This window comes from Acidobacteriota bacterium (assembly GCA_028874215.1).
Lineage (GTDB): Bacteria > Acidobacteriota > UBA6911 > RPQK01 > JAJDTT01 > JAJDTT01.
In genome coordinates this window covers 117,413-143,494 of record JAPPLF010000041.1, presented here as the reverse complement: position 1 = coordinate 143,494, position 26,082 = coordinate 117,413, and the positions used below count along the sequence as shown (strand labels likewise).

General features: G+C 64.1%; 20 protein-coding genes. 4 read left to right on the top strand and 16 right to left on the bottom strand.

Translation table 11 applies throughout. From position 1 onward, the window contains the following. A partial coding sequence (locus OXT71_07905) for a carboxypeptidase-like regulatory domain-containing protein (GenBank protein ID MDE2926305.1) occupies positions 1-334 on the bottom strand: 334 nt, incomplete at its 3' end. A gap of 520 nt (positions 335-854) precedes the next feature. Then, complete coding sequence (locus OXT71_07900) at positions 855-1,790, bottom strand: tetratricopeptide repeat protein (GenBank protein MDE2926304.1); 936 nt, start codon at positions 1,788-1,790, stop codon at positions 855-857. Positions 1,791-1,920: 130 nt separating this feature from the next. Here OXT71_07900 and OXT71_07895 point away from each other — a divergent pair, with 130 nt between their 5' ends. Next, complete coding sequence (locus OXT71_07895; protein ID MDE2926303.1) at positions 1,921-3,696, top strand: VWA domain-containing protein; 1,776 nt, start codon at positions 1,921-1,923, stop codon at positions 3,694-3,696. Between the two features lie 130 nt (positions 3,697-3,826). Continuing rightward, positions 3,827-7,315: a TonB-dependent receptor gene (locus tag OXT71_07890; GenBank protein ID MDE2926302.1), complete on the top strand. Its 3,489-nt coding sequence runs from the start codon at positions 3,827-3,829 to the stop codon at positions 7,313-7,315. Between the two features lie 77 nt (positions 7,316-7,392). On the opposite strand, the gene OXT71_07885 is transcribed toward OXT71_07890, so the two are convergent. Genes OXT71_07885 through OXT71_07860 form a run of 6 tightly spaced genes read right to left on the bottom strand, consistent with a single transcriptional unit; the run spans position 7,393 to position 14,077 of the window. After that, the gene (locus OXT71_07885) at positions 7,393-7,755 is read right to left on the bottom strand and encodes a helix-turn-helix transcriptional regulator (GenBank protein MDE2926301.1); all 363 of its coding nucleotides are present in this window, start codon (positions 7,753-7,755) and stop codon (positions 7,393-7,395) included. After that, positions 7,755-7,862, bottom strand: a complete 108-nt coding sequence (locus tag OXT71_07880; protein MDE2926300.1) for a type II toxin-antitoxin system RelE/ParE family toxin — start codon at positions 7,860-7,862, stop codon at positions 7,755-7,757. Before OXT71_07880 ends, OXT71_07885 begins: the two co-directional genes overlap by 1 nt. A gap of 32 nt (positions 7,863-7,894) precedes the next feature. Beyond that, positions 7,895-9,166, bottom strand: a complete 1,272-nt coding sequence (locus OXT71_07875) for a tetratricopeptide repeat protein (GenBank protein MDE2926299.1) — start codon at positions 9,164-9,166, stop codon at positions 7,895-7,897. Next, positions 9,163-10,824: a CRTAC1 family protein gene (locus tag OXT71_07870; GenBank protein MDE2926298.1), complete on the bottom strand. Its 1,662-nt coding sequence runs from the start codon at positions 10,822-10,824 to the stop codon at positions 9,163-9,165. The genes OXT71_07875 and OXT71_07870 overlap by 4 nt, the downstream gene beginning before the upstream one ends. Beyond that, the gene (locus tag OXT71_07865) at positions 10,821-12,440 is read right to left on the bottom strand and encodes a hypothetical protein (protein ID MDE2926297.1); all 1,620 of its coding nucleotides are present in this window, start codon (positions 12,438-12,440) and stop codon (positions 10,821-10,823) included. The genes OXT71_07870 and OXT71_07865 overlap by 4 nt, the downstream gene beginning before the upstream one ends. Positions 12,441-12,466: 26 nt before the next feature. Then, on the bottom strand, positions 12,467-14,077 hold the full coding sequence (locus tag OXT71_07860) for a hypothetical protein (protein ID MDE2926296.1): 1,611 nt from the start codon (positions 14,075-14,077) through the stop codon (positions 12,467-12,469). Between the two features lie 73 nt (positions 14,078-14,150). Here OXT71_07860 and OXT71_07855 point away from each other — a divergent pair, with 73 nt between their 5' ends. Continuing rightward, on the top strand, positions 14,151-15,575 hold the full coding sequence (locus tag OXT71_07855) for a hypothetical protein (GenBank protein MDE2926295.1): 1,425 nt from the start codon (positions 14,151-14,153) through the stop codon (positions 15,573-15,575). 17 nt (positions 15,576-15,592) lie between these two features. Here the strand turns inward: OXT71_07855 and OXT71_07850 are convergent, their stop codons facing one another. The 8 genes from OXT71_07850 to OXT71_07815 all read right to left on the bottom strand — a co-directional run bounded on the left by OXT71_07850 (position 15,593) and on the right by OXT71_07815 (position 23,501). Continuing rightward, complete coding sequence (locus OXT71_07850) at positions 15,593-16,090, bottom strand: hypothetical protein (GenBank protein ID MDE2926294.1); 498 nt, start codon at positions 16,088-16,090, stop codon at positions 15,593-15,595. Positions 16,091-16,168: 78 nt separating this feature from the next. Beyond that, positions 16,169-16,498: a type II toxin-antitoxin system HicB family antitoxin gene (locus OXT71_07845; GenBank protein ID MDE2926293.1), complete on the bottom strand. Its 330-nt coding sequence runs from the start codon at positions 16,496-16,498 to the stop codon at positions 16,169-16,171. Beyond that, on the bottom strand, positions 16,498-16,767 hold the full coding sequence (locus tag OXT71_07840) for a type II toxin-antitoxin system HicA family toxin (protein ID MDE2926292.1): 270 nt from the start codon (positions 16,765-16,767) through the stop codon (positions 16,498-16,500). Before OXT71_07840 ends, OXT71_07845 begins: the two co-directional genes overlap by 1 nt. 102 nt (positions 16,768-16,869) lie before the next feature. Beyond that, entirely contained in the window at positions 16,870-17,871 is a 1,002-nt protein-coding gene (locus tag OXT71_07835; protein ID MDE2926291.1) for a Gfo/Idh/MocA family oxidoreductase, read from the bottom strand. Between the two features lie 11 nt (positions 17,872-17,882). Beyond that, positions 17,883-19,430 carry a hypothetical protein gene (locus tag OXT71_07830; protein ID MDE2926290.1) on the bottom strand — a complete coding sequence of 516 codons (1,548 nt, stop codon included), beginning with the start codon at positions 19,428-19,430 and terminating at the stop codon, positions 17,883-17,885. A 197-nt stretch (positions 19,431-19,627) separates the two neighbouring features. Further along, positions 19,628-20,410, bottom strand: a complete 783-nt coding sequence (locus OXT71_07825; protein ID MDE2926289.1) for an SDR family oxidoreductase — start codon at positions 20,408-20,410, stop codon at positions 19,628-19,630. A 14-nt stretch (positions 20,411-20,424) separates the two neighbouring features. Then, positions 20,425-21,945, bottom strand: coding sequence for a hypothetical protein (locus OXT71_07820; protein MDE2926288.1), 1,521 nt, complete (start codon positions 21,943-21,945; stop codon positions 20,425-20,427). A 35-nt stretch (positions 21,946-21,980) separates the two neighbouring features. Further along, entirely contained in the window at positions 21,981-23,501 is a 1,521-nt protein-coding gene (locus tag OXT71_07815) for a hypothetical protein (protein MDE2926287.1), read from the bottom strand. 153 nt (positions 23,502-23,654) lie between these two features. Here OXT71_07815 and OXT71_07810 point away from each other — a divergent pair, with 153 nt between their 5' ends. Beyond that, positions 23,655-26,036, top strand: a complete 2,382-nt coding sequence (locus OXT71_07810) for a TonB-dependent receptor (GenBank protein MDE2926286.1) — start codon at positions 23,655-23,657, stop codon at positions 26,034-26,036. Positions 26,037-26,082 lie beyond the last annotated feature (46 nt).

The window sequence follows — 26,082 nt, the reverse complement described above, 5'->3', positions numbered from 1 at the left end:
GCATCAGATCCATGAAGTCGCGGCTCTTGGTCGGCAGTTCCTGCACTCGCTGGTTGGCCACCACAACCTGGACCGTATTCTCCGTCGGCTGCACCAGCGGCGCCGCCCCGGCGACGGTGATCGACTCGGCGACCGACCCCACATTCAACTCGAAATCGACTTTCGTCGTGCCGCCCACGGCCAGCGTCACCGCCGGCCGCGTTACGGTCTGAAAGCCGGGAAACTCTACCGTCACAGAGTAGTTGGACGGTGGCAGCCCCGAGAACCGGAAGGCCCCCACTTCGTTGGTCAACGCCTCCCGGGTCGCACCGGTTGCGTTGTTTCTAACGCTCACGATCGCTCCCGGCAGGAATCCTCCCGACAGGTCCGCCACGTCGCCCAGGATCGACCCCGATGTGGACTGCGCAGTTGCCGAAGGCATCGCCAACGGAACAACGCACAATACCGTAGCCAGACATATCCGCTGTCCTAGCCGATTCAACTCCATCAGAGTCCCATGCAAGCAATATCATACCGTCCAACGGTCCGAGCAAACCGTGTGGACCCGGCGGGTCTCCGGATGGAGGACTCAGTGGGCGTGGTGGGCTTGAATGCCGGAATTGATACACCAAGCGCTGTGTGACGAGCCGGGCGAGCGCCGTGCTCTGGTGACGGGGCGGCGTGGTGGCGGCCATCGCTGTCTGCGCCCCGCAGGGCTGTTTCCATGGAAGGGAAAAAAGAGTGCGTCGGCGTTCAGGAGCCGACCCCTCGTGGAGCCGGCGAGCTTCGAGATCCGGGGAATGGCAACTTCCCAGTCGCTGGTAGCGGGAGTTTTCCTATCCCCGCAGCGACGAGGAAGAGGGAAGACGGGGGGACTAACAGTCCCCCCTCCCGGCCTTCAACCGGTTGAAGGTTTCCATCGCCCGCGCCGCCTTCTCCATCCGATCCTGCTCCTGGTAGATCTGCGCCAGGATGTAGTGCGGGTCGGCCAATTGGGGATCGAGATCCACACACTTCAGGGCCGAAGAGACGGCTTCCTCCAGCCGTCCCAATTCCCGGTAGGCCTTGGCCAGGAGCAGGTGCAGATGACTCGGCGGGAGGGCGGTCAGCGTGACGTAGAGCCGGCGGCTCTTGGCCACCGCCACCGCCCGGCGGTCGCGGCTGTAGAAGCCCGTCCCGGCAACCTGCAGGTGCTCCAGGGCTTCCGCTGCCTGTCCCTGCTTGAGCAACATTTCGGCCAGCTCGAGCCGGGCCACGACATTCTTCGGATAGAGCTCGATCTCGTACCGGAGCTCTCGAATGGTCTCCCCGGCCGCTCCGTTGTTCCGATGGACCCGGGCCAGATGGTAGTGGACCGCGGGAAAGCTGTAGTCGCTCTCGACGATCGTGTTGAATTGCTCCAGCGCCCGTTCGAGGCGGTTGAGTTCGTGATAGGTCCGGCCCAGGTAGAAACGGGTCATCAGGTTCGATCCATCCATCTCCACGGCGCGTTCCAACAGGGGCAGCGCTTCTTCCTGCCGCTGCTGCCGGAGCAGAATGACGGCCAGGTCGAAGTGATGGCCCGGCTCGCCGGGCCCCAGCTCGACGGATCGTCTCAGGCTGGCTTCGGCTTCGGGCAATTGCCGCAACTGGGCGAAGATCAGTCCCTGGAGGTGATGGCCAGCAGCGTTGCCGGGATCCTCCGCCAGGATTTCATAGGTGACGGCCAAGGCTTCAGGGTAGTTCCGCTGCTGAAAGTGGCGGACCGCCTCATCGTAGGTTTGGCTCCAGAGCGGCAGGAATCCGAGGCCCCAGACCAGTGTTGCAAGCATTCGTTTCGAGGTTCCGCGAAACTCCTGCGCCGCACGCCTGAGATCTGAAGCTGGCACGAACCGAATGGTACAATCCGCTCAAACCTGCAACAAGGCCGGCGCGGAGCGGCCGAAGGGCCCGGAACCGCACGTGGGAAAGAAGACGAATCCTCCCGTCAGAATCCGGCTTGGCGCCTTCCTCTGGATCGTCTGCAGCCTCTGGCCGTCCGCCTCGGCCCAGGACGTCCCCACCTTCAAGACGTCGACGGAACTGGTTCTGGTTGACCTTGTGGCAACCGACCGGGACGGCAATTTCATCTGGGATCTGCGCCCGGATGAGCTGGAGGTGCTGGAAGACGGCAAACGCCAGACGGTGACGTTCTTCAGCCTGCAAGACCGGGGGACGCCGATCCCGGCGAGAGAGCCTGAGGGACCGGGAAAACCAACACCGAGCATCAGCAGCGTCCCGATTCAGACGATCGAAGAAGGGTACTACGTCTTCCTGATGGACCTGCACAGCATGCCCTTCGACGCTCTGGGCCGCAGCAAGGAGGCCATTCGCAGCTTCGTCGAGTCGCGCCTGGGCCCGAACGACCAGGTGATGCTGGCCACCATCCGCCACCGGCTTCGGATCAATCAGGCCTTTACCAGGGACACGGAAAGATTCAGCCAGGCACTGGACAAGGTCCCCTTCGAACCTCGGTTGGAGGGCAATCTGAGTCGTTTCATGGAGATTATGGACGACATATTCGCCGACATGGGCGCCCTCGGCGTGGCCAACGATCCGAGCCTGGCTCAGGGGAACGTGGAAGAACTGGTCCCGCAGATCGAAGGAGCCATCCAGATGGCGGCGGGCGAATCGAGGCAGATCCTCTCCCAGATGGAAATCCAGGTGGCGTTCAGTTGCGCCGCCATCGGCGCCCTGGCCCGCCATCTGCGTTCCCTCCCGGGACGCAAGCACTTGATGCTGATCTCGGCCGGATACCCGCTGAACGCCCGCACCGTCATGAAGAACATCATCCGCGAGCGCGCCGCAATGTTCGCCCCCAGCCAGTACGCGCAGGTCCACATGCTAGTGAACAGCAGCATGGCGGGTTCGGGCCGGCGGACCAGCTTCGAGTCGCGGTTGCGGTCGGTCATCGACCAGGCGAATCGATCGCAGGTCTCCATCTACAGCATCGATCCCCGGGGCCTGATGCCTCCGGCCATTTCCAATGCCGCGACCCGGCAGTCGGGAAGCCACATGTACGCTTCCCACTCGAATCAGGACATCACGGCTCCCCAGGATTTTCTCACTACCCTGTCGTCGGGCACCGGCGGACTCTCCTTTCTGAACGACAACGACATGGCGCGTGGCATCGGGAAGGCCTTCGACGACGGGCGCAGCTACTACCTGCTGGGATATGCGCCCCGCGCGAAGCGGAAGCCGGGCAAGTTCCACGAGATCCGGGTCAAGCTGGCGCGAAAGGGAGTCAAGCTCCGTTACCGCCAAGGATACGTCGACGCGGACCCGGAGCAGACGGCGCATGCGGATCTTGCCAACGCCTTCAAGTTTCCCGAACTGTTTCGGGACTTTCCCTTCCGGGTCCAGGTCACCAACCCGTCGGGCAAGCTGAAGGTCCGCACCTTGATCCCCACGCGTTCGTTCGCTTTTTCGCGCAACGGCCGGAAGAACCGCTGCGTCATGGAGATGTTCGGTGCGCTGGTCGACGATTCGGGCAAGTGGGTGGGCGAGGACTTCCTTTTCTTCAAACGTCTGGATCTGGACCTGGACAGCGAGGGCCTGGACCATTTTCAGCGTTACCGGGATTTCAGCTCCAGCTCCGAAAAGGACGCTCCGCCGGGCAAATACGATCTGGTGGTGGTCCTGCGCCAGAGCCTTTCGGGCCGAATGGCGACCTCCACCCGTAGCGTCGTCGTGCAGTGAGCTCCAAAAAGCAGAGAGGTGAACAGGAGAAGAACATGCCTTGTTGACTCATGGGCCCGTTGTGGCTACCATGCTTTCAAGCAATTAGTCTGCATTCCCAGGCAGTCCGCACAACTCAAGGAGGTCGCTGATGCATCAGGCACCTCGTCTGCGCCCCGGCATCCTGGCGCTCACCCTGACACTCGTCATTTGCCTCTCCCTGCCCCACGCCTACGGTCAGTTGACCACGTACGGACAGATCGTGGGACGCGTCATCGACCAGACGGGAGCCGTGGTCCCAGGGGTCGAGATCACCGTCACCAACACGGAAACCAACATTCCCCGAGCCGCAGTCAGCAACGACACGGGGAACTACCTGGTGGACAAGCTCATCGCCGGTGTCTACGAGGCCCGGGCGGAATTGCCCGGATTCAAGACCCACGTGGCCGAGGTTCGCTTGAACACCGGCCAGGTGGCGCGCCTCGATTTTCTCCTGGCTCCCGGCGAGATCGCCGAGCAGGTCACCGTCATGGGACAGACCACGGCGCTGGACACGGACACGGCGGACATCAGCACCACGCTGGACGAGACCCAGATCACGGAGCTGCCCATCAACGACCGGAATCTGATCCTGCTGGCGGAGCTCTCCACCGGTTCGGTCAGCGTTCGCTACTCGACGGACCCCCGCTTCGTCCGTGACTCGGGTGGCCTTCCGTCGGTCAACGGCCTGCGGCCCGACTCCAACCAGATCATGCTGGACGGCGCCGGCGCCCAGAGGCTCTACGATCAGCGGGCCACCGTGAATCCGACGCCGGAGACGGTCAAGCAGTTCAAGGTGATCAGCAACACCTTCTCGGCCGAGTACGGCCGGGTCGGAGGGGCCGTGGTGAGCATGACCAGCCACAGCGGCAGCAACGAGTTTCACGGCTTCGCCTGGGAGTATCTGCGCAACGAAGCGTTCGACGCCAACGGCTTTTTCGCCAACCGGACCGGACTGGGCAAGCTGCCGTTGAGCCGCCATACCTTCGGCGGCGCCGTGGGCGGGCCCATCATCAAGGACAAGACCTTCTTCTACGCCAGCTATGAGCGTTTCATGGACGAGTCGAACCTGACCGGCTTCATGGACGTTCCTCCCGCCTCGGAGTTAGCGGGAAATTTCGGAGCGGGCGACGGGAAGCACGGCCTGATTCCCATCTACGACCCCTTCAACGTGGTCGACGGGCAGCGGGTCCAATTTCCCAACAACGTCATCCCCACCAGCAGAATCCACCCCGTCTCCCTGGCGGTTCGGGACAAGGTGCCCTGGCCATCTCCAAACCAGAACGTCTATCCCAACTACGCCTATCCCCACGTCATCGACCAGGTGAAGAACAAGGTCTCGATTCGAGGGGATCACCACTTGGGCGATGATTCGACGCTCTTCGGGCGCTGGACCTGGCAGAACGACCCGCAGATCTCCCACGGCTCGGCGTCGGCCGGATCCTTCGGCTTCTTCGTCGGGCGCGGCCGCCTGGGCGTTCCCGGGATGAGAAGCAACGTCTACGAGGTGTTTACCGAGCTGGAGACCGGGTGGCAGACCAGCGGCGGCTGGGTCAAGCCGATCGGGACCAACGTGGTGAACGAGTTGAACTTCACCGGTTGGAAGTCTGACTTCGGCAACAACAGCGCCGACACGGTGGATTGGTTCCAGGAGTTCGGCTACGACCTGGCGGGGCAGGACGGCATCTTCGCCATCGGCGACAACGGCCAGCGCGGTCCCGCCGACCTGCCTTCCATCGGCATCAGCGGGTATTCCAACATCCAGGGCCAGGGCGAGTTCGACCAGGGCGACTGGGGGTTCAGCATCAAGGAGACGGCCTCCTGGCGCAAGGGCAATCACTACCTGAAAGTCGGAATCGGGACCATTCGGAACATGAACGTGCGGCTGGGCTGGGTGAGGCCCACGGCTCGGGTCAGCTTCAACGGCTATCAGACGGGGCAGATCACCTACGGCGCCGACGGCGGCATCACAGGGTCCACCTTCGGCCAGCCCTACGCCGATTTCCTGCTCGGCACCGTGTCGGATGCTCAGGCCAGGATCACGGGAGGGGCCGGATACGGCCTCGGAAACTTTGGCGGCTACAATCAGTCGGCCTACAACTGGTTCATCAACGACGACTGGAAGGTCACGCCGGACCTCAGCCTGAACATTGGATTGAGGCACGAAATCCCCCTTCCGGAGCACTGGCTGGACAACAAGGGGAACTGTTTTATAGACGTGACCGGAGGGCGGGACAACCCCGTCCACATGGTGCCCAAGGGTTTCCCCTATGACTCTCCCCTGGTGACCAACGGCCAGCGGGAGGTCCTGGTGGTCCCGGTGGTGGAACTGGACAGCCAGCGCTGCCGGGGGGTTCCCTGGCAGAGCTTCGCCCCCAGAGTGGGAATCGCCTGGCGGATGTTCGGCACCAACCGGACGGTCCTGCGCGCCGGTGGCGGCCTGTCTTTCGACCAGGAGTACGGTGGCTGGAAGGTGGGCGTCGGCTGGGTCGGCCCCTATGTGGGCACCGTCCGCGGCATCCAGGCTCGGGGACAGGTTCCCGAGTACATGCACGGCGGCTTCCTGGACCTGCCCTCCACGTCGGCGGCCAGAGTGCACAGCGACGGCGCCTACTCGTATGACGGCAGCGGCTCCCAGACCGGCCAGGTCTACAGCTACAACCTGTCGATTCAGCACGAGCTGTTCGACGACACCAAGGTGGAAATCGCCTACGTGGGCAATCAGGGCCGGCACATGAGAAATCATCGGGCCTGGAACGTGTCGCAGATCGCCGGGCAGCCCATCATCCTGAACACTGGAGAGACGATCCGGGCGGAAGGGAACCGGGATATGAGGCGCCCCTATCCGCTGATCGCCACCACCCTGCAGATCCGCTTCGACGGGTCGCAGCACTACAACTCGCTGCAGGCCAAGATCGAGCGGATGCCGAGGGACGGCCTTGGAATTTCGGCCGGTTGGACCTACGGCCGGGTCTTCGCCACCAATTACGCCGGAACCTATATCGCGGTGGTGCCCAACGAGTTCGACCGCACGCCGCTCAACACCCGGACCAAGTGGGACCGGCTCCACAGCTATTACACGGCCTTCACCTGGAGACTGCCCATCTTTCGGAACGCCACCGGCCTCACCAGGACCTTGCTGGGAGGTTGGGAGGCCACCTCCGTCATTACCGCGGCCACCGGGTCGCCGTTCGGCGTCCGGGTGGGACGAGACGTGAACGACATCGGTTCCCGGCGCTTGCTGATGCCCGACCGGTTGAGTACAGGTCAACTCCCCGAGAGCCAGAGGACGGTGGATCGCTACTACGACGTGAGCGCCTTCGCGATACCGGCCGTGGGACGATTCGGCAACTCACACATGTGGCCGCTGGAGGGGGATGGAATCAGCGTCTTCGACATCGGCCTCCACAAGGCGTTCGCCCTGGGAGAGGAAAAGGAGTTGGATTTCCGCGTGGAAATGTTCAACGCCTTCAACCATCCCATCTTCGATACGCCCGGTGGCAAGGGCGGACAGGACGCCATCGAGAGCGGCGGTGCCGGAAGGGTCTCTTCCGCCTCCCAGCCGCGCCGGCTCCAGTTCGCGTTCCGGTTTTCGTTCTGAGGGAGAGAGGAGGGGGGGGACGTCCTTGTCCCCCCCTCTACCGTGTTGGAATTGTAAAGGGGAGACTAACGTCCCCCCTACCCCCTCGTTGCCGGGGACGGGAGTGTCCCCGCTCCGACGTCTGTCGTCGTCGCTGGGTCTTCCGCGCGCAGACCGACCTGAATCGTTACTCTTATGTGGTCGTCTAACGCACCAATCATCCTGATCATCCGGTCCAGCGTGAACCGTCCAAGATTTGCGTTTCGGATACGCGAGAAGTCGGCGGCTGCGAAGCCGGTGATACTCGCCGCCTTTCGCACGCTGAGACCGCGTTCGTCCAGCACGGCGATGATCCGAGCTGCGAGGATGGCCTTGGCCTGCTTCAGATCGGCCTCAGGGTCCCCGAAATCGCGAAAGATATTGCCGCTTCCCTCGACCAGTTCGAAGTTCTCATCCGTCATCACATCAGTTCCTTCCTTAATCGTCTGAGACGCGCCCGGATGAGGTCGATCTCGGATTTTGGCGTCCGGATACCCGTTTTGGATTTCTTCTGGAAAGCGTGCAGCACCCACAGCTTTTTCGCGATCTCGGTGACATACACTACTCTCCAGGGCTCGATAGAGGCTTCATCTTCTCCTCGTGCTCCCGCGCCTTCACCGTATTGCCCAACCTGACGTAGACGGCGTGGAGCAACCGGTGATGCTCCGAGCGGGCGACCGAGCCTTCCCTGTCCGTTGGCAGGAGAGCCAGACGCCGCTCCAGGTCCAGCGCCTTTAAGGCCCAGGATTCGGCCTCATGGAACTGCCGGCGGTGGAGACTGGCGACGGCCATCAGAAAAGGGCCGACCGGCGCCAGGGGGTTGAGGTCGATGATCATGCCCGCGTGGGTTGCGGCCCGCTGAAATTGGCCGGCTTCCAACTCCAACTCGGCCAGGTCGGCCAGGAGGCCGGCGCCGACAGTGCATCGACGGGCCGCCTTCCGTAACTCGGAGAGGGCTTCTCCCTTCCTGCCGTCGGCCTTGAGGCTTCTGCCCAGAAAGTTGAGCAGGCGGCAGTCGCCGGGATGGGAACGGGCGTATTCGCTCAGCCGCCGGACGGCTTCGGAATATGAGCCCCGGAGCCAGGCCAGCCCGCCTCGATACAGGTCTATTTCGGCGTGGCCGCTGTCCAGCTCTTCGGCCTTCTTGATCGCATCTTGAGCCAAACTGGGCCGGCCCAGCTCCAGGTAGACGCCCGCCAGCTCCAGGTGCACGGAGGCGGATGCCTGGGGAGAGGCAGCCAGATTCAGCAGAGTCCGTAGCTGCTTCTTCAGATGTTCCCGTTTCCGGTGGAAACGAAGGATGCCCCGGCCCTCGTCGAGGCGGCCCTGCCGGAGGAGCGCCCGTCCCAGATGGAAGAGAGCCGGATCGTATTCGGGGTCTGCATCCAACACCGCAAGAAGGGTCTCCCCTGCCTCCCGAAAACGGCCCTGCTTCAGCTCGATGCGTCCCCGGTAGTACAGCGCATCGGGGTCCCCGGGCCGGTCGTCGAGTATGCGCTGGAACTCCTCCCGAGCATCTTGATGCCGGCCTTGGTGGAAGTAGACGATTCCGGTCCGGGAGCGAATCCTCCAAGCGTCCTTGAACCCGGCCTCCCGGGCTCGCTCAAAGCTCTCCAGCGCCACCGCATAACGCCCCAGGACCGTCTCGCAGACGCCCTTCTGGTAGTAGAGCCGGGGATCTCCCCTTCCACCGCCCAGCAGGACCTCGATCTCCTCCAGGGCGCCGAGGTAGTTGTCGTCGCGCATCTTGGCCAGGACGCTCTCCAGCGGGAGCGGTACGCCCGGGGAGGCCAGAGTCTGGAAGAGCAACAGCAGCGCGGAGACGGTCTTCACGGTTCCTGAATGGAAAGAGTCTGGTTCAGAGTTTGGGGCGGCGTCACGTCCTGCGTCCTGCCGCACGGCCAGTCGATGCGGATCGAATCGACCTTCGTTCGTCGCCCCAGGCCGAAGTGGAGCCGCGGGTCGTTCTGGCTCAGGTAGCTGCTGGCCGAGCGAAGTTCCCGGGCCAGTTTCAGATCGCCGGCGCCAAGCGTCGCCCGGGCCCCCACGGCGTCCCGGTTGCAGTGGGTTCCCCGCAGCCGGAAGCGGATCCAGTTGCCGCCTCCCCCGCTGCGGTTCTCCAGCAGGTCAGCCTTGCCTCCGCAGTTGGTCACCAGCAGGTCCAGCTTGCCGTCGTTGTTGAAATCGCCCACGGCCGAGCCTCGGGAGACGTTCCGGACCGAAAAGTAGGCCCCGGGATCGCCGGCCTCGGCGAACCTTCCCTTTCCGTCATTCAGGAACAACTGGTTCGGCTGGCGGTACCGGCTGCCCGGATTGGCGCGGGCGGCCTCCTCCAGGACGTGTCCGTTGGCCACGAAGAGGTCCAGGTCGCCGTCGTTGTCGGCATCGAAGAAGTTGGCCCCGAATCCCAGGGGAACGAAGCTGGGCCCCGAGAGCCCCGAGTCGATGATCCGGTCGCTGAAGAATTCTCCGTCCTCGTTCCAATAGAGGGCGTTGTACTGGAGCGAGTAGTTGGTGACCAGGACGTGGAAGCGGCCTCGTCCGTCCAGGTCGCCCGCGGCCACCCCCATGCCGGCCTGGGCCATGCCGGAGCCGCCCAGGGCCGTCCCCGATTCCAGGGAGATGTCCTGAAAGCTGCCGTCGCCCCGGTTTCGGAACAGGTAGTTTCCGGTGGTGTCGTTGGCCACGTACAGGTCCTGATGCCCGTCCCGGTCCAGATCCAGCCAGAGGACTCCCAGACTCTTGCTGTAGCGGGCCTCCTCCCGCAAGCCGGCGCTCCGGGTCACGTCGATGAAGGTGCGTCCTCCCAGGTTCCGGTAGAGGACGTTGCCCACTCCGTCAAAACCATGGGGGTAGCAGTAGATGGGGATCTGCCGGAAATAGCACGGTTCATGGTCCTGAAATGAGAACTCCAGATAGTTGGCCAGGTAGAGGTCCAACAGCCCGTCCCCGTCGTAATCGGCGAAGGCGGCGCTGGTCCCCCATCGGGGATCCGCGACCCCCGATTGCCTGCTCACGTCCTGGAAGGCGCCGTCCCCCTGGTTCCGGTAGAGCACGTTGGGGCCCACGTTGGTGACGTAGATGTCCACGCGGCCATCATTGTCGTAGTCGCCGAAGGTGCACCCCATGCCGTAGGAGGAGTCCCCGGCTCCCGACTCCCCGGTGACGTCGGCGAAGGTCCCGTCCCCGCGGTTCCGGTAGAGGCGGTTCGAACCGCGGCCGTTGACGAGATAGATGTCCATCCAGCCGTCGTCGTCGAAGTCCAGAAAACCGCCTCCGGACCCCATGGTCTCGATCAGGTACTTGGCCGCCGGATCGGGTTCGGCGACCTGGTTTCGATGGACGAATTCCAGCCCCGCCTCCCGGCTGACGTCGGCGAAACGGGGCGTGGCCCCGTCTTTCGCCGGAAGTTGGGCGTGGAGGACCAGAAGGAGGACCGGCAACAGTCCCTTCGCCGGAGGCAACGGTTCCTGGTTCCGGGACCGGCTCATTCCGTCCAGAGCGCGTAGAGGGAGCCTTTTCGGAGTTGAATCCTCAGAACCACGGTCTGTCCGCTCAAGCGGGCCACGGAATCGGATCCATTCCACCGGATCGGGAACCGGGTCCGGTCGCCGCCGAGCGAGAGGCTATCGCCGCCGGAGAACCCGGGGATGGGCCGTCCGCCGGCATCCAGGATCTCGACCCGGATCCGGCCCTCCGCGGCGTCCAGATTGACCCAGAGGCGACTGCCGCTCATCACCAGGGGACGGGTGGTCAGGGTCCCTTCGCTCCGTCCCGCGTCCAGCGACACGAAGCCGTCCCGGCGCAGAACCGCCACGTGTATGGCGGAATGGGCGTCCTCCACGTAGTCGGCGCGCTCCTGCGGATTGAGGGTTTCGGGGCTGCGCGGGCTCCCGTCCAGGTACCGGTCATAGGGGCAGACCCGCCACTTGAAGCCCGAGTAGTAGAACCACAGTTCTTCGTCCTTCTCCACGGGACGGTTGGTGGGCATCAACTGCATCCGGTCGTAGTTGCCGGCCAGGCCCTGGTCCAGGCGCGAGGGCCCGATGAAGGGCTCGCGGTTCCCCAGGCGCTCCCAATGCTGCAGGTCCCGCGTCATGGCCAACTGGATCAGGTGGAACCCGTCGGCGTTGCGCCGCTCCGGAAGCCGTCTCCCGGTGGGGTAGAAGATCATGGGCAATCCGATGTAGAGGCCTTCGTAAGGAAAGACACCGATGTTGTAGGACTGGGCATTCCAGATCCCCCGGTTTTGGAACTCCACGCCGGGCGGTGTCCATCCGATGGACGGGTCCGGGTCCACGAAGAGAGGCCGGGCCAGACCCGGGTCGGCGATCCGTCTCCGGATCACTTCAAGGGCGTGCTCCTGGTCCCGATCGTCGGTGCTGAAGAAGAATCGGGGCTCCGACCAGTTCACGAAGTCCTTGCTGACGGAGAGATTGTAGGAACGGCCATACTTGCCGCCGAACTTGAGCAGGCCCAGAAATCGGCGCCGTTCCCGGTCGTAGGTCAGGGTGCCGGCATCGCCGGACGGCAGGACCGGAACTTCCAGGATCGTCCAGTGCACGGCGTCCGGGCTCACCACGGGCCGGCGGCCGCTGTGGCCCAGGAATCCCTTGTACCGCCGGGCGGGATCGGGATCTTCGGGATCGTGGACCACGTGCCAGAGCCGCTTGTTCTCCGGAGCGGCGATGAGGTTGTTGGCCCGGGACCCGCGGAAGTCCACCGCGCCCAGGTCGGGCTTTTCCCAGGCCAGGCCGTCCCGGGAGGTGGCCAGCGCCCAACGGAAGCCCTCTTCGGCGTACCGGAGAGGCCGTCCCTCGTAGACCATCTTGTAGTGTCCCTCCCCCTCGATCCACATGGGCGCCGAGACGGTGGCGGTGAAGCGGCCGTCCCAGGGCCGGTCCGGCAGCAGCACGGCTCCCCGCTTGGCGGGCCGGTGCATGACCCGGTCCAGACTCTGGATCTCGCCGACGATGTGGTCGTCCAGGAAGAGCTGTTTGCGGCCCGGCTCCAGGGGGACCGGTTCTTCCGCGGCGGCGGATCTTCCCTGCCCCGGCAGCAGCAGGAGTATCAGGGCCGCGAACAGGGTCCAAAGGCGTCGACTCACGGGAGATTCTCCGTTTCGCTTGGCGCTCATTCGGTCCAGAAGGAATACAACGAGGCGTCCCGAAGATGGATCTTCAGCCTCACCGTCCGGCCCGCCAGGCCGGACAATCCGTCCTTTCCCTTCCATCCGGCCGCGACCCGGACCCGGTCCCCTCCGGCCGCCGCCGAATCATCCAGCCCGAAGCCGGGTAGGGCGCGGCCCGTTTCGTCCAGGACCTCCACCCGGGCTTCCCCTTCCGGAGCCTGGAGGTTCAGGAACAGGCGGTCCCCGGCCAGCTTCAGAGGTTTCGTCAGCAGGAATCCCCCGGCCTCGTCCGCATCCAGCGAAATGAACCCGTCCCGCCGCAGGACCGAGACGTACACGGCGCTGAGGGTGTCTTCGATCCAGTCCGCCCGCTCCTCGGCCGACAGGGTGGACGGATCGCGGGGCGCGCCGTTCCGGTATCGGTCATGCTGGGGGACGCGGCGCTTCATGCCGGTGTAGTAGAACCAGAGCTCGTCTCCCCGGTCCACGGGTTGGTTCGTCACGTTGAGCTGCAGCCGGTCGTAGTTTCCCACCAGGCCCTCATCCAGGCGGGAGGTGGAGATGAACGGCTGGCGGCCGCCCAGCCGCTTCCAGGTCTTGAGATCGCGGGTCATGGCCAACTGCATCTCGTTGAACCCGTCGGTATTGGTCCCCTCGGGGAGCCGGATCCCGGTGGGATAGAAGAACATGAGCCAGCCCAGGTGCATCCCTTCGTAGGGAAACACGCCGATGTTGTAGCACTGGACGTTCCAGGTCCCCCGGTTCCGGAATTCCCCCGGCGGCTGCGTCCAACCGGTAGCCGGATCGGGATCCACCATCAGAGGCTTGGCCAGGCCCGGATCGGCCAGCCGGCGGCGGATCACGTCCAGGGCCATTTTCTGGTCCTCGTCGTCGGTGCCGAAGAGGAACCGAGGCTCCGACCAGTTCACGAAGTCCTTGCTGACGGAGAGGTTGTAGGAGCGCCCGTGCTTGCCGAGGAACTTGAGCAATCCCAGGAACTGGCGGTTCTCCCGGTCGTAGGTGAGGGTGCCCGCGTCGCCCGAAGGGAGCTTCTCCACCTCCAGCAGTTTCCAACGGATGCAGTCGGGACTCACCACCGGACGCCGCCCGCTGGCGCCCAGGAACCCCTTGTAGCGCCGCCCGGGATCCGGATCGTCCGGATCGTAGACCACCTGCCAGAGGCGCTGCCGCTCAGGAGAGTCGATCAGGTTGTTCTCCCTGTTGCCGTTGAACTCCAGCACCCCCAGGTTCGGTTTTTCCCAGTTGAGGCCGTCCCGGGAGAGCGCCAGCGCCCAGTAGGTCGTGCCTTTTCCTCCGGTCGGCCGGTGCCTGGCTTCGTAGACGAATTTGTATATCCCCTCATCGGGAATCCACATGGGAGCGCTGACCGTCTGCACGAGGGTTCCGTCCGAGGGGATGTCGGCCTTGAGGACGACCCCCCGTTTGCGGGGCCGGTGAAAGCTCCGGGACAGATTGTCAGTCTTTTCCAGGACGCGCTCGTCCAGAAACAGCTCTCGCTTCTCCGGCTCCAGCGGGATGACTTCGGTGGCTTTCACCTCCCAGCCGGACGCCAGCAGGAGACACGCCAAAGAGAAAATCAGGCAGGGCTTCAATGCATTCCTCGAATTGTGGATTGCCTCCAATCATGACACCCTGTTCGGAAACATCCAACCGGGGGAATCCCAGATGAATCACTCGAGAGTACTGGCCACAAGCCTCTTGGCGTTGCTGGCCATGCCCATCCTGCAACCGGGCCATTCACCGGCCCAAATCGGAAGTGAGCGCCAACTGTTCGTGGATCGGCTGCTGATCGACCGCATGGACGGGGTCCGATTGAAGATGCACTCTCCCGTTCGCCGGGAGGCCGCTCTTCGTATGGAGCACCCGTGGGAAGAGAAGGGTGTTTCCTACATGGTGGCCTTCAAGGACGGAGACCGGTTTCGGGCCTGGTACCGCGCCGACGCCGCCACTCATCGGACCGCCTACGCCGAGAGCAAGGACGGCATCACCTGGGTGAAACCCATGATCGGTCCGATCCCGTTCGGGGACCGCAAGAAGACCAACCTGGTCTGGGAAGCGGAGAACCGGGCCGGCAACCTCTCGGTTCTCAAGGACCCGAACCCGGATGTGCCTCCCGGGGAACGGTACAAGGGGATCATCCGCGGCCGGAACCAGATCCGGGCATTGGTCTCGGAGGATGGGATTCACTGGCGTCCGTTCCGGGAGAAGCCGCTGATCGACAGCTTTCCGGTCGACTCCCACAACATCCTGATCTGGGACCCCCAGCAGGAACGGTATGCCATCTACTTGCGCGGCATCCGAAAGGTCCCCGGCGTGGCGATCGACAACACCTCCTGGAAGGATCTGGGAGTCCGCTGGGTGCGCCGTTCGTTGTCCCGGGATTTTCGGAACTGGTCGGAGCCGCGGCTCATCGAATCGGGAAGCTCCCCCATCGAACAGTTCTACACCAACGACACCGTGGTCTACGAACGGGCGCCCAGCTACTTTCTCATGTTCCCGTCCCGCTTCGTGGTGGAGCGGGTGCCGGTTCCCGATTGGCCCGCCGGCTCCGGCGTCAACGACATTGTCCTGCTCTCCAGCCGGGACGGCATCAACTGGGACCGAACCTTCCGGGAGGCCTATCTGCGGCCGGGGCCCGATCCCAATACGTGGCACGAGCGGGCGCTGTACATGGAACACGGGATCCTGCAGACCGGACCCCGGGAACTGTCCATGTACGCCATGCACAACTGGAGAACAGACGACACTCACATCCGCCGGCTCAGTCTCCGAGTGGACGGGTTCGCCTCGGTCCACGGCGACTATGACGGCGGTATTCTCATCACCCGTCCCCTGGTCTTCGCGGGAAGCGAGTTGGAGATCAACTTCGCCACCTCCGCCGTGGGCAGCCTCCGCTTCGAGCTTCGGGACGGGAGCAACAATCCGCTTCCGGGCTTCGGACTACAAGACTGCGACGAGATCTACGGGGACGAGATCGACCGGGTGGTGAAGTGGAAGGGCAGCCCGGACGTCTCCTCCCTGGCGGGTCGTCCCGTCCGCCTCCACATCCGGTTGCAAGACGCCGATCTCTATTCCTTCCGCTTCCGGTAGAGCGGAATCGGAACCGGTCAGCGAGGCCTCTCCGGCCAGACCGTGTCGGGGCTCACCGGTTCCGGTTGGTCGGGACCGAGATTGTCTGGATCCACGGCAGCCACCACGAAATTCTCCGGACGCACGGGAGCGCCCGACAGCCGGCGAAGCATGGCGAGCTGTCCGGCATGGGTCATGGCGTCGGAGAACGGTCCCTGCAGGAGCCGTTCTTCGGTCGTGCCATTCAGTTCGGTGCCGGCCACGAGGTGCCGCGCCAGATCCTCCAGCATCGAGTGGAAGCGGTCGACCTCCGAGTCAAGATCCGGCAACGGGTCCGGCCAATACCGGCCACCCTCGAAGAACGTGCGCGCGTAGCCGAGAACGCTGGTCATATGCCGGACCAGCTCGACCGGCGTCCGCACCTGGTTGCCGGCTTGGAACGTGCCAAAGGATTCGGGCGCGCCGCGGAGCGCCTTCTGCGTCCGGTAGGCGAGCGCGGCAAGAAAATGCCGAAGCATCGCGCGTTTGTCATTCATTGCGGTGGATCTCTTCTTGGTCTGACGGCTCTGCGATGCGCAGCAGAAAACTCACATGGCGCCGGTTGCTTGAATGGTTTATCGCCTCGTGAACTGGGTTTCAAGGTTGTCGGAAATCCATTGGTTCAAGCTCTTGCCGTCCTCTTTAGCCTGAACATAGACTCGGCGGTGGAGTTCAGCCGGAAGCCGCAGCGTCAGGCGGCCGGTAAATGGTTTGTCCGGATCTTCTCCGCACTGAGTGCAAAAATCCAGGTAGTCATCGATAGATTCACGAAATGCCTCCTCAAGACCCCTGACCGTGTCGCTCTCGAAAGTGATCACGTCGCGCGTGTCCAGCACCTCGCCATGGAATACGTGGGCTTCGGAGTCGTATTCGGCGTGGCCAACGTATCCTTTGTATTCCAGCATTATTCCTCCTCCGGCCCGATCCCGGCCGTTTTCAAGAATCTTTGAACGGACCTGAGCGCACCCTTGCCGACTTCCTTCCGAGGATGCGGACGATGGAACACCGCACGAACTCCATTCAGGTGCACACGGATGCGGGAACCCCGCCCTTCCGATAACCTCGCACCAAGCGCCAACAACAACTTCTCGATACGCGACCAGGCCAAGCCGGCGCGTGTCGGCCGCTCAAAAATCTCATTCAGTGTTTTCCGATGTCGACCTGCTGAGGCTATGGTGTCATATTATGACACCATAGCCTCAGTTTGCAAGTGTAAATGTCGGGACATCGAGGAAACGAAGTCCTCGGTGGATCGAAAAGGCTCAGGCGACCGGCTTCAGAGCTTGAGTTCGTTTTCTACCCTTACCCTCCGTCCCTCCGCCCGCCGCGAGATGTCGGCGCCGATCATGATACGGCACACGGCCACCGTGTCCTTCATCAGTTCGACGGGCCGCTTTCCCGTCCGGACCATGGACGTGAAGTCGCCGAGCAGGCTCCGCATCATGAAGAAGGGGTCGTCGGCCGGCAGCACCAAGTGTCCCCCCGTTCCGTGCAGCGACATTTCCAACATTTTGGCCAGGGGATGCAGGACCTGCAGAAGTGCGCGGCGCCGCTTCGACCAGATCACCTCCACCGACCAGTCTCCCCCCTGGACCTGGTGCCGGTTCCCGGCTCCGTCCCGCCAGGGAACGGTCTTGAGAGGTCCGGATTCTCCCAGAAAGGCGACGCTCACAGGTTCCCGGCCCCAGAGTTGAACCAGGGTCTCTCCCATATGCCAGCCGTAGCCGAACCAGTCCATGGCCGACAGGCCTCGGAACAGGCGGGCCGTCCCCACCGGGCCGGGCTCCGCCTTGAATTCCCGGAGCGCCGGATTGTAGCGCAGGTTGGAGCAGCTCATGAGCGGGTAGTCCTCTCCCGCCTCGCTCCACAGTTGCCGCATCGTTTCCCAGCGGCTGACCAGGGGCCGGTCGAAGAAGATGGGGATGCCGCGTTCCAGGAAAGGCCGGGCCAGGGGAAGGTGGGTGTCTCCCTCGTTCTCGGTGATGAGGACGCCGTCCACTCCGTCCAGGAGGTCCTCCGGCCGATCCGCCACGTGGGGAATCCGCCCGATCCAGGCGGCGTGTTCCGCCTTGCGGCGGTCCTCGGCCCAGATCGACACCACCCTGGCCCCGGAGAGCCGCCGGTTCTCCGGCGGTTGGGCCTCCAGGTAGCGAACGATGTTGGGGTAGGCCTCTTTCAATCCCTCCCGGTCGTAGCCGTTGCAGAAGGCGGACATGGAATAGGGATGGCCATGGGAGACCCCCAGGATGCCCAGACGTAGATCCGTACCCGGCGGCATGCCGTCACCCGTTACTGAAATTGAAAGGCGAAGATCTTGGCCCGCCGCAGTTGAAATCGAAGCCGGACCGGTTCCCCGGCCAGATCCTTCAGATTCCGGCGGTTTCTCCAGGTGACGGTGTGCGCGATCGAGTTTCCCCGGAAGGCGTCGCAATCCTCCCGGCCGAATCCCGCCACCGGTTCCCCCGTCGAGGCATCCAGAACCTCGACCGTGACTCGCCCCTCGTCGCCCGCGGTCCGGGCGTTGATCTCCAGTCGTTCCCCATCGAAAACCAGGGGCTTGGTGGTGAACTCCCCCTCCCCTGCCGTCAGCGAGACGAATCCGTCCAGGCGCAACTTGGCCAGGTTGATGCTGCTCTCCTCATTCTCCCCTCGCGGAAGCGCCCAGTGACCCTTGCGGTAGCCGATGTAGTAGAGCCAGATCTCTCCCAGGTCTCTCCGCACCACCGGCAACTGGGCCATGTAGACCATCCCCGCATCGTAGGTGTCGGCGGACCCGACCGGCAGGAACGGACGGCCGTTCCCCAACCGGCGCCACTTCCGGCCGTCCCGGCTGGCGACCAATTGGATGTCCACGGTGTCCAGCCACGGCGTCCGGGCGGTTCCCCGGACCGGGGGGATCCCCGGCTCCATCCCGCTGCAGATGTGGTAGCGGGTCAGAAAGGCCACGTACTGGTTCTCGTACGGCAGGCACTCCAAGGTGTAGAAGCCTCCGGTGCAGGGAGCGTCCCTCTCTTCGGGCGGGATCAGGAGGTAGGGCCGGTTGACCTCCACCGGGTCCTTCATCCCCCGGGGCGCGTCCCACTTCAGGAAATCGGGACTGGTGGCGATGCCGGGCGCCCGTACGCGGCCCTCTCGTGCCAGGAATCGGGAATCGCCTTCGAAGAGGGGAGGCCAGAGCCGAATGTGGGCCACGTACCGGCTTCGGGCCTGGTCCCAGAACACCACCTGGTGGGTGTCGTTGTTCATGTAGACGGGATTGACTTGGGGACTGGGATAGTTGGTCCAACGGATCCCGTCGGGCGAATGGGCCGCCCAGACACCCCCCTTGACGGTCTCGGCGTGGAATCCCTCCTGCCCCGGCTTGAGCGAGGGACGCCGGTAGAGCATCTTGTAGCGCTTCTCCGGGTCCTTTTCGTGGGGATCCTTGAACACTCCCGGCGCCCGGACTCCTCCCGGCTTGCCGAAGACGAAATTGTGCTCCCGGGAGGACCGCCCTCTGCAGAATGGCGAACGGAAGTCGAACTGCCCCACCGCCGGCGCCTCCCAGTCGATGCCGTTGACGGAGGTGTAGTACCCCAGAAGGTTCTCCTTCCAGAGATAGTCCACCACCTGGTTCCACATCTTGTAGATCTTCTCTTCCCGGTCGTAGATCAGGTTGCTGTGTCCGAAATCCATGTCGGCGCCCCAGCAGCGGTCCATCTGCAGGACGGGGTTTCCGGCGTATTTCAGCGGTTGATTGACCAGCGAATAGACGCCTCGCCGGGACGCCACGATCCGGTCGTCCAGGAAGAGCTGCTTCTGCTTACCGATCTGAACCGGTTCCGGCCCGGCCGCCATGGCGATCCCGCCGCCAGTCCAGAGAAAACAGGCCAAAAGACACGCCGGAAGGCGCACAGGTCCCGATCGCGGGAGTGCGACCGGGGTTGAATCCGACTTGGAAACGTTCATGGCGAACCTCTCGAGACAAGTCTGCGGAGGGACCGATCCGGATCGACGCACGGCACGGGCGCCCTCCGGCACCGACTCTGCATCGGCTACATGGCCGTATACCCTCCGTCGACGACCAGGTTGGCTCCGGTCACGTAGCTGGACGCATCCGACGCCAGGTACAGGATGGCGGCGGCGACGTCCCGCGCTTCGGCCATCCGGTTCAGCATGGTGCGGGCGCTGTAGCGCCGGACGAACTCATCCGTGGCCGGCAGGATCCGGATACCCCCCGGACTGACGCAGTTGCATCGCACCTGGGCCGGTCCGTAGTAGCTGGCCACGAACCGGGTGAAATTGATCATGCCCCCTTTGTGAAAAAAGTAGTCGGGAACGAAGGGACTGCGGTCCAGGCCCTGGTATAGGCTCCGGTCGGGTCCGATCCGGCCGTGAATCGAGGCCACGTTGACGATGGAGCCTCCGCCGCGCTCCGCCATCACATCGCCGAACGTCCGCGTCACTGAGAAGAGGCCGGTCGCGTTGACCTGCATGCTCCGGGAGAAGCGCATCGGGTCATCGGTCCAATCCCCCATGCTCCGGCCCACCGCGGCATTGACCAGAACATCCAGCCCGCCGTCCCGATCCAGAATGGCGGTCTTCAGATCCCGGATCGACTGCTCGTCCCCCTGGTCCAACGGGACCGGAATCACCGGCAGGCCCCGTTCGGCCAGCCCGTCGGCCACGGTCCGCATCCGGTCCGCCCGGAGGTCGCCTCCGTAGACCGTCGCTCCGGCTTCGGCCAGGCCCTGGATGAAGGCCGGCGCGTGCCGCCCCGCCCCGCCGGTCACGAGCACCACTTTGCCCTTCAGGGAGAAGCTGTCGAGTAATCCCATGTTCAGACGCGGAGTCAGCGAAAGCGAAGGGCGAAGAGGTCGGCGTCCCGGAGCGCAAAGCGCAGCCGCACCGGACGGCCCGCCAGGGAGGAGACATCGGGCCCTCCCTTCCAACGGACTTCCCTTTCCAGCTCGTCGCCGAAGACCACGGAGCAGTCGTCGAGACTGAAACCCTGTAGGGGAGTTCCCGCCGCGTCCTGCAGCTCCACGCGGATGCTCCCGGCGGCCGAAGTCGAGAAGTTGAGGATGAGTCGCCCGCCCTCGAAGACGAGAGGCCGGGTGACGATCTCGCCTCCGGCCATGGGAGCCGTCACCGCCACGAAGCCGTCGATTCGAAGGGTATAGCGGCGGATATTGGTGCTGTTCCCCCTCCAGTAGCCCTCATTCACATAGACGGAGAGCTCATTGGGCGCTCCCTCCATATGGCTTCGGGTCTCCACCAGACCCCAGTTCTGATAGTTGTCCCCGTAGACCCAGTTGTCCACCGGCCTCAGTCCGGGACGAACGAAGGCCTCCTGCCAGCGCCGGAAACTGGTCCGGTCCCGTCCGGCCATGAAGATGCCCTCCGTCAGTGCCGTGCCGAACCGGACATGGACCCCCGCTCTCAGTCGCCGGTGCTCCTGCTCGGAAAGGGCCTTCATCGAATCGGTCCATCCCCACTCGACGTAGCGGGTGGGAAAGCCCAAAAGGATGTGGGGAGCCCGGTAGTAGGGCAGGATCTGGTTGGTGTAGAGCTCCTCGTCAGGCGCACCCGGGTAGCTGAGCGTGACGGGATCGGTCCAGTCCAGAAAGTCCCGGGAAGTGCCGGTCAGGATGTCGCGGATGCCGCGCCTTCCGCCGGGGTCGCCGTCAAGCTTCCTGAAGTACCGGTGGTACTCGCGGTACTCGCGGCGCACCGGATCCCAGAAGGCCAGGTTCTGGGAATCGAAGGCGCCCTTGGTGCTGACCGGCCGGTCGGCCATGAGGTCCCAGTGGATGCCGTCGGGAGACTTCCAGGCGTAGAGTCCCCGTGACTCGCTCCCGCTGGACAGGGCCTTGTAGCGGGCGTCCGGAGCGGCCGCCGGATTCGCATCCTTGAACGGCACGAAATTGTGAATCGTGCCGCCCACGGGAATCCGGTCCAGAATGATGTTGTTGGATTTCGACCCTTCGAACTCCACCAGACCCAGATTGGGACGGTACCAGCGGATCCCGTCCAGGCTCTCCACGTAGCAGACCACCTCGCGATGCCCGAGTTTCAGGGTTTCGCCCGTGATGAATTGGGATCCGCGGTAGTACATGCGATAGCGGCCGCCGTCCTGAAAGACGGTGAAGTAACCGCACGCGTTGCCCTCCCAACTCCGATCGGTCACGAGGACGACCTCCCTGGGTTGGGGCCGCCGAAGTTCGAGCCGGGCGGCTCCCCGGGTCTCCTCGATCAGCCGGTCGTCCACGAACAGCTCGAGGCGCGACCCGATCTCCAGTCCCGCATCTTGGCCCCGGACGGAAACACCGTTCCAGAACAGGAGGACGAACAAGATCACTCGCAATGGCATGATGAGTCTCCTTGTGCCGATGGTTCAGGTCGACGTCACCGGAATCGGAGGGCGAACAGGTCCGCGTCCCGGAGCGCGAAGCGCAGCCGCACTGGACGGCCCGCCAGGGAGGAGACGTCGGGCCCTCCCTTCCACCGGACCTCCCTTTCCAGCTCGTCGCCGAAGACCACGGAGCAGTCGTCGAGGCCGAAACCTTCCAGTGGGGTACCCGACGCATCCTGCAGCTCCACCCGGATGCTTCCGGCGGCCGACGTCGAGAAGTTGAGGGTGAGTCGCCCGCCCTCGAAGACGAGAGGCCGGGTGACGATCTCGCCCCCCGCCATGGGAGCCGTCACCGCCACGAAACCGTCGATTCGAAGGGTATGGCGTCGAAGTTTGGTTCCGTCCCCCCTCCAGTAACTCTCGTTGACATAGACCGAGAGTTCATTGGGAGCTCCCTCGATGTGGCTTCGGGTCTCCACGATGCCCCAGTTCTGAAAGTTGTCCCCATAGACCCAATTGTCCACCGGCCTCAGCCCCGGACGGATGTAGGCCTCCTCCCAGCGGTGAAAGCGGATCCGGTCCCGGCCGGCCATGAAGAGGCCCTCGGTCAGAGCCGTGCCGTAACGAATATGGACTCCGGCTCGCAGGCGCCGGTGCTCCAACTCGGGAAGGGCTCTCATGGAATCGGACCATCCCAGCTCGATGTAGCGGCTGGGAAAGCCCAACAGGATGTGTGGAGCCCGGTGGTAGGGCCGGATCTGGTTGGTGTAGAGCTCCTCGTCAGGCGCGCCGGGATAGCGGAGCCAGACCGGCTCGGTCCAGTTCAGAAAGTCCTGGGAGGTGCCGGTCAAAACGTCGCGGAGCCCGCGATGTCCCTCCGGCAACCCGGCGGCCTTTCTGAATTCCCGGTGGTACTCGCGATACTCGCCGCGCACCGAATCCCAGAAGGCCAGGTTCTGAGAATCGAAATAACCCTTGGTGATGACGGGCCTGTCGGACATGAGGTCCCAGTGGATGCCGTCGGGAGACTTCCAGGCGTAGAGCCCCCGTTCCGGACTCCCTCTCGACACGGCCTTGTAGCGGGCGTCCGGCGCCGCCGCGGGGTTGGCGTCCTTGAAGGGGACGAAATTGTGAACCGATCCTCCCACGGGAAGCCGGTCCAGAATGATGTTGTTGGCTTTGGACCCTTCGAACTCCACCATGCCCAGGTTGGGGCGGTACCAGCGGACCCCGTCCAGGCTCTCGGCGTAGCAGATCACCTCTCGATGCGGACGCACCAGCCTCTTGCCGGTCTCGAAGTGGGACCCCCGGTAATACATGCGGTAGCGGCCGTCGTCCTGGAATATGGTGAAGTGGCCGCACGCATTCCCTTCCCAGCTCCGGTCGGTCACCAGGACGACCTCCCTGGGAACGGGCCGGCGGAGCTCCACCCGGGCGTCCCCGCGGGTCTCCTCGATCAGGGCGTCATCCACGAACAGCTCCAGCCGGGAGCCGATTTCCAGTCCCGATTCCTGGGCCCAAACGGAAGCGCTGCTCCAGGCCAGGAATGCGAACATAGTTACTGGTACCCGCATGATGGCTCCTTCGGTTCCGGTGGAAGGGTGGGATCTTTCCGGAAAACCTATCACAGCCCGGTTTCCGGGACCAACGAGAAGGAGGAATGGCGGGGAGACTTCAAGGCCGATTATTGGGCGCCCGTCACTGTCCCGACTATGATGGAGAGCCGGATGTCCTATCTCTTGCTGCGTTTTCCCCGGCTCTTGGTTGCCGCCGGACTGGCAGCCCTTGGATTGCCTGCGCTGGGTATGGCGCAGGTCATGGAAGGGCGCCTGGCGGTCCAGGTGTCCGATCCCAGCGGCGGCGCGATCCCGGCCCTGGTCCGACTCGCCGGCCGGAGCCCGGAATTCGTCGCGACTGTGACGGCCGACGAGACAGGCCATGCCGTCCTCAAGCGTTTGCGCCCCGGCCAGTACCGGCTCACGGTCTCCCATGCCGGTTTCGAAGACCTGTCCCGGCGAGTGGAGATCCGCTCGGCAGTCCCGCAGTCCGTTCAAGTCGTCCTGGAGGTCGGCACGCCCCACGAGGAATTGACGGTCGAAGATTCGGCGCCTCTCCTGGATCCCCTGCAACCCTCCAATGCCATGCAAGTGGGGCGGATGAACTTGAATCGCACTCCCGGAACGACTCTGGGCCGCAGCACCATCGACGTCGTGACCACCCTGCCCGGCTGGCTGCTGGAGGCCAACGCCGTCCTGCATCCGCGAGGTTCGGAATACGACACCCAATACGTCATCGACGGGATGCCCCTCTACGACAACCGATCCATCGCGTTCGCCCCCGCGTTCGAAAACGACGAGTTCGAAGCGGTGAACGTTCTCACAGCCGGGATCCCGGCCGAGTACGGCCGCCGGTTGGGGGGAGTGATCGCGCTGGACACGCGCCGGGCCGAGCGGCGGGGACACCGCACGGCTCTGGATCTGCAGGCCGGGGGATACGGAACCTGGTTCGGTTCCATGTTCCACCAGTTTGCCGCGGACCGCACCTCCCTCTCGTTAGGACTGCAAGCCGGAAATACGGATCGATACCTGGACCCGCCCTCCATCGAGAACTTTACCAACCGGGCAAGTGCGGGAGGCGTCAACGCCCGGCTGGCCCATGACCTTTCCCCTCGCGACCAGTTCACCGCCTACCTCCGGTACAACCGCACCGGATTTCTGGTGCCCAACGACCTGGAACAGCAGGCGGCGGGACAGCGCCAGGATCGCCGCATGGGGGAGATGGCCGGGCAGATCCACTACCAGCGGACCATCTCGCCGAGCACATTGGGCTCCATACGTGGAATGATCCGAGACCTTTCCAGCGAGCTGTGGAGCAACCCGCTGGCGACCCCGGTCCATGTCCAGCAGGATCGCGGATTCCGCGAAGCCGCCGTGGTCGGCGGCATCACCGTCGACCATCATCGGCACACCCTGAAATTCGGGGGCGACGTCCGGATCAACGACATCCGCGAGACATTTCTCCTGTCGGCACCGGGAGAATTGAGCCGCCCGGACCTGGCGTTCCAAGAGGAGCGGCGCAGCACGGAGTTGGGCCTGTTCGTTCAGGACCAGATCCGTCTCGGGAATTTCGCCACGACTCTGGGGGTCCGCTTCGATGCCTACAGCCTGCTGGTGGAGGAAACGGCGGTCAGTCCCAGGGCCGCCGTCAGCTACTACGTTCCCCAGGCCGAAATACAATTGTTCGCCTCCTACGACCGCATCTTCCAACCTCCTCCCATGGAGAATCTGCTGCTGTCCAGCGGCGCTTCGGCATTGGAGATCGACGCCGTCGAGGGAACGATCCCGGTGCCCGCAAGCCGAGCCAACTTCTTCGAAATCGGGTTGCGCAAGACCGTGGCCAACGTTTTGCGCCTCGACCTGAACCACTACTGGCGAACCTTTCGGAACTACATCGACGACGACGTCTTTCTGAACACGGGCGTCTCGTTCCCCATCACCTTCGACACGGCCCGCATCGAGGGGACCGAAGTCCGGCTCGAGCTGCCGCGCTGGAGACGGGTCTCCTCTTTCGTCAGCTATTCGAACCTGCTGGGCCGGGCCACCTCGCCCGTAACGGGAGGGCTGTTCATCGAGGGAGGCGAGGCGGAGGAATTGCGGGATGTGGTCGAGCGGTTTCCCATCAGTCAGGATCAGCGCAACACGGTCGCCACCCGGTTCTTGTTCGATCTCCACCGGCGGGTCTGGCTCGGGATCGGGGCCCGGTACGGCAGCGGGTTGCCGGTGGAGTTGGCCGACGACGATGACGACGATGAGGGTGAGGACGAGGAAGAAGGAGAGGCGCCGGATTCCGGCGCCGATGACGAGCGCTTCATTGCTCCGGAGATTCTGGCGCGGGTGAATTTCGAGCGGGCCAGAGTCCGGCCCAATTTCAGCCTTGATCTTTCCGTCGGGGCCCGGCTCTGGGAGGCCGACGCGCAATCGGTCTCGATACAGTTCGACGTGCGCAACCTGACCGACCGGCTCAACGTGATCAACTTCAACGGCCTGTTCTCGGGCACCGCCCTGGCGCCCGGCCGGCTGGCCACGGTGCGGTTGAAGATGCGGTTCTGACCTGGCGCGACGTGGGCGGCGGCGCCACGGTTTGTTGCCCGGTGTC

Bases quoted from the DNA above. Each gene is read 5' to 3' on its own strand.
- OXT71_07900 (MDE2926304.1), bottom strand. From the start codon at position 1,790: ATGCTTGCAACACTGGTCTGGGGCCTCGGATTCCTGCCGCTCTGGAGC.
- OXT71_07890 (MDE2926302.1), top strand. From the start codon at position 3,827: ATGCATCAGGCACCTCGTCTGCGCCCCGGCATCCTGGCGCTCACCCTG.
- OXT71_07885 (MDE2926301.1), bottom strand. From the start codon at position 7,755: ATGACGGATGAGAACTTCGAACTGGTCGAGGGAAGCGGCAATATCTTT.
- OXT71_07870 (MDE2926298.1), bottom strand. From the start codon at position 10,824: ATGAGCCGGTCCCGGAACCAGGAACCGTTGCCTCCGGCGAAGGGACTG.
- OXT71_07855 (MDE2926295.1), top strand. From the start codon at position 14,151: ATGAATCACTCGAGAGTACTGGCCACAAGCCTCTTGGCGTTGCTGGCC.
- OXT71_07850 (MDE2926294.1), bottom strand. From the start codon at position 16,090: ATGAATGACAAACGCGCGATGCTTCGGCATTTTCTTGCCGCGCTCGCC.
- OXT71_07845 (MDE2926293.1), bottom strand. From the start codon at position 16,498: ATGCTGGAATACAAAGGATACGTTGGCCACGCCGAATACGACTCCGAA.
- OXT71_07835 (MDE2926291.1), bottom strand. From the start codon at position 17,871: ATGCCGCCGGGTACGGATCTACGTCTGGGCATCCTGGGGGTCTCCCAT.
- OXT71_07830 (MDE2926290.1), bottom strand. From the start codon at position 19,430: ATGGCGGCCGGGCCGGAACCGGTTCAGATCGGTAAGCAGAAGCAGCTC.
- OXT71_07825 (MDE2926289.1), bottom strand. From the start codon at position 20,410: ATGGGATTACTCGACAGCTTCTCCCTGAAGGGCAAAGTGGTGCTCGTG.
- OXT71_07820 (MDE2926288.1), bottom strand. From the start codon at position 21,945: ATGCCATTGCGAGTGATCTTGTTCGTCCTCCTGTTCTGGAACGGTGTT.
- OXT71_07815 (MDE2926287.1), bottom strand. From the start codon at position 23,501: ATGCGGGTACCAGTAACTATGTTCGCATTCCTGGCCTGGAGCAGCGCT.
- OXT71_07810 (MDE2926286.1), top strand. From the start codon at position 23,655: ATGTCCTATCTCTTGCTGCGTTTTCCCCGGCTCTTGGTTGCCGCCGGA.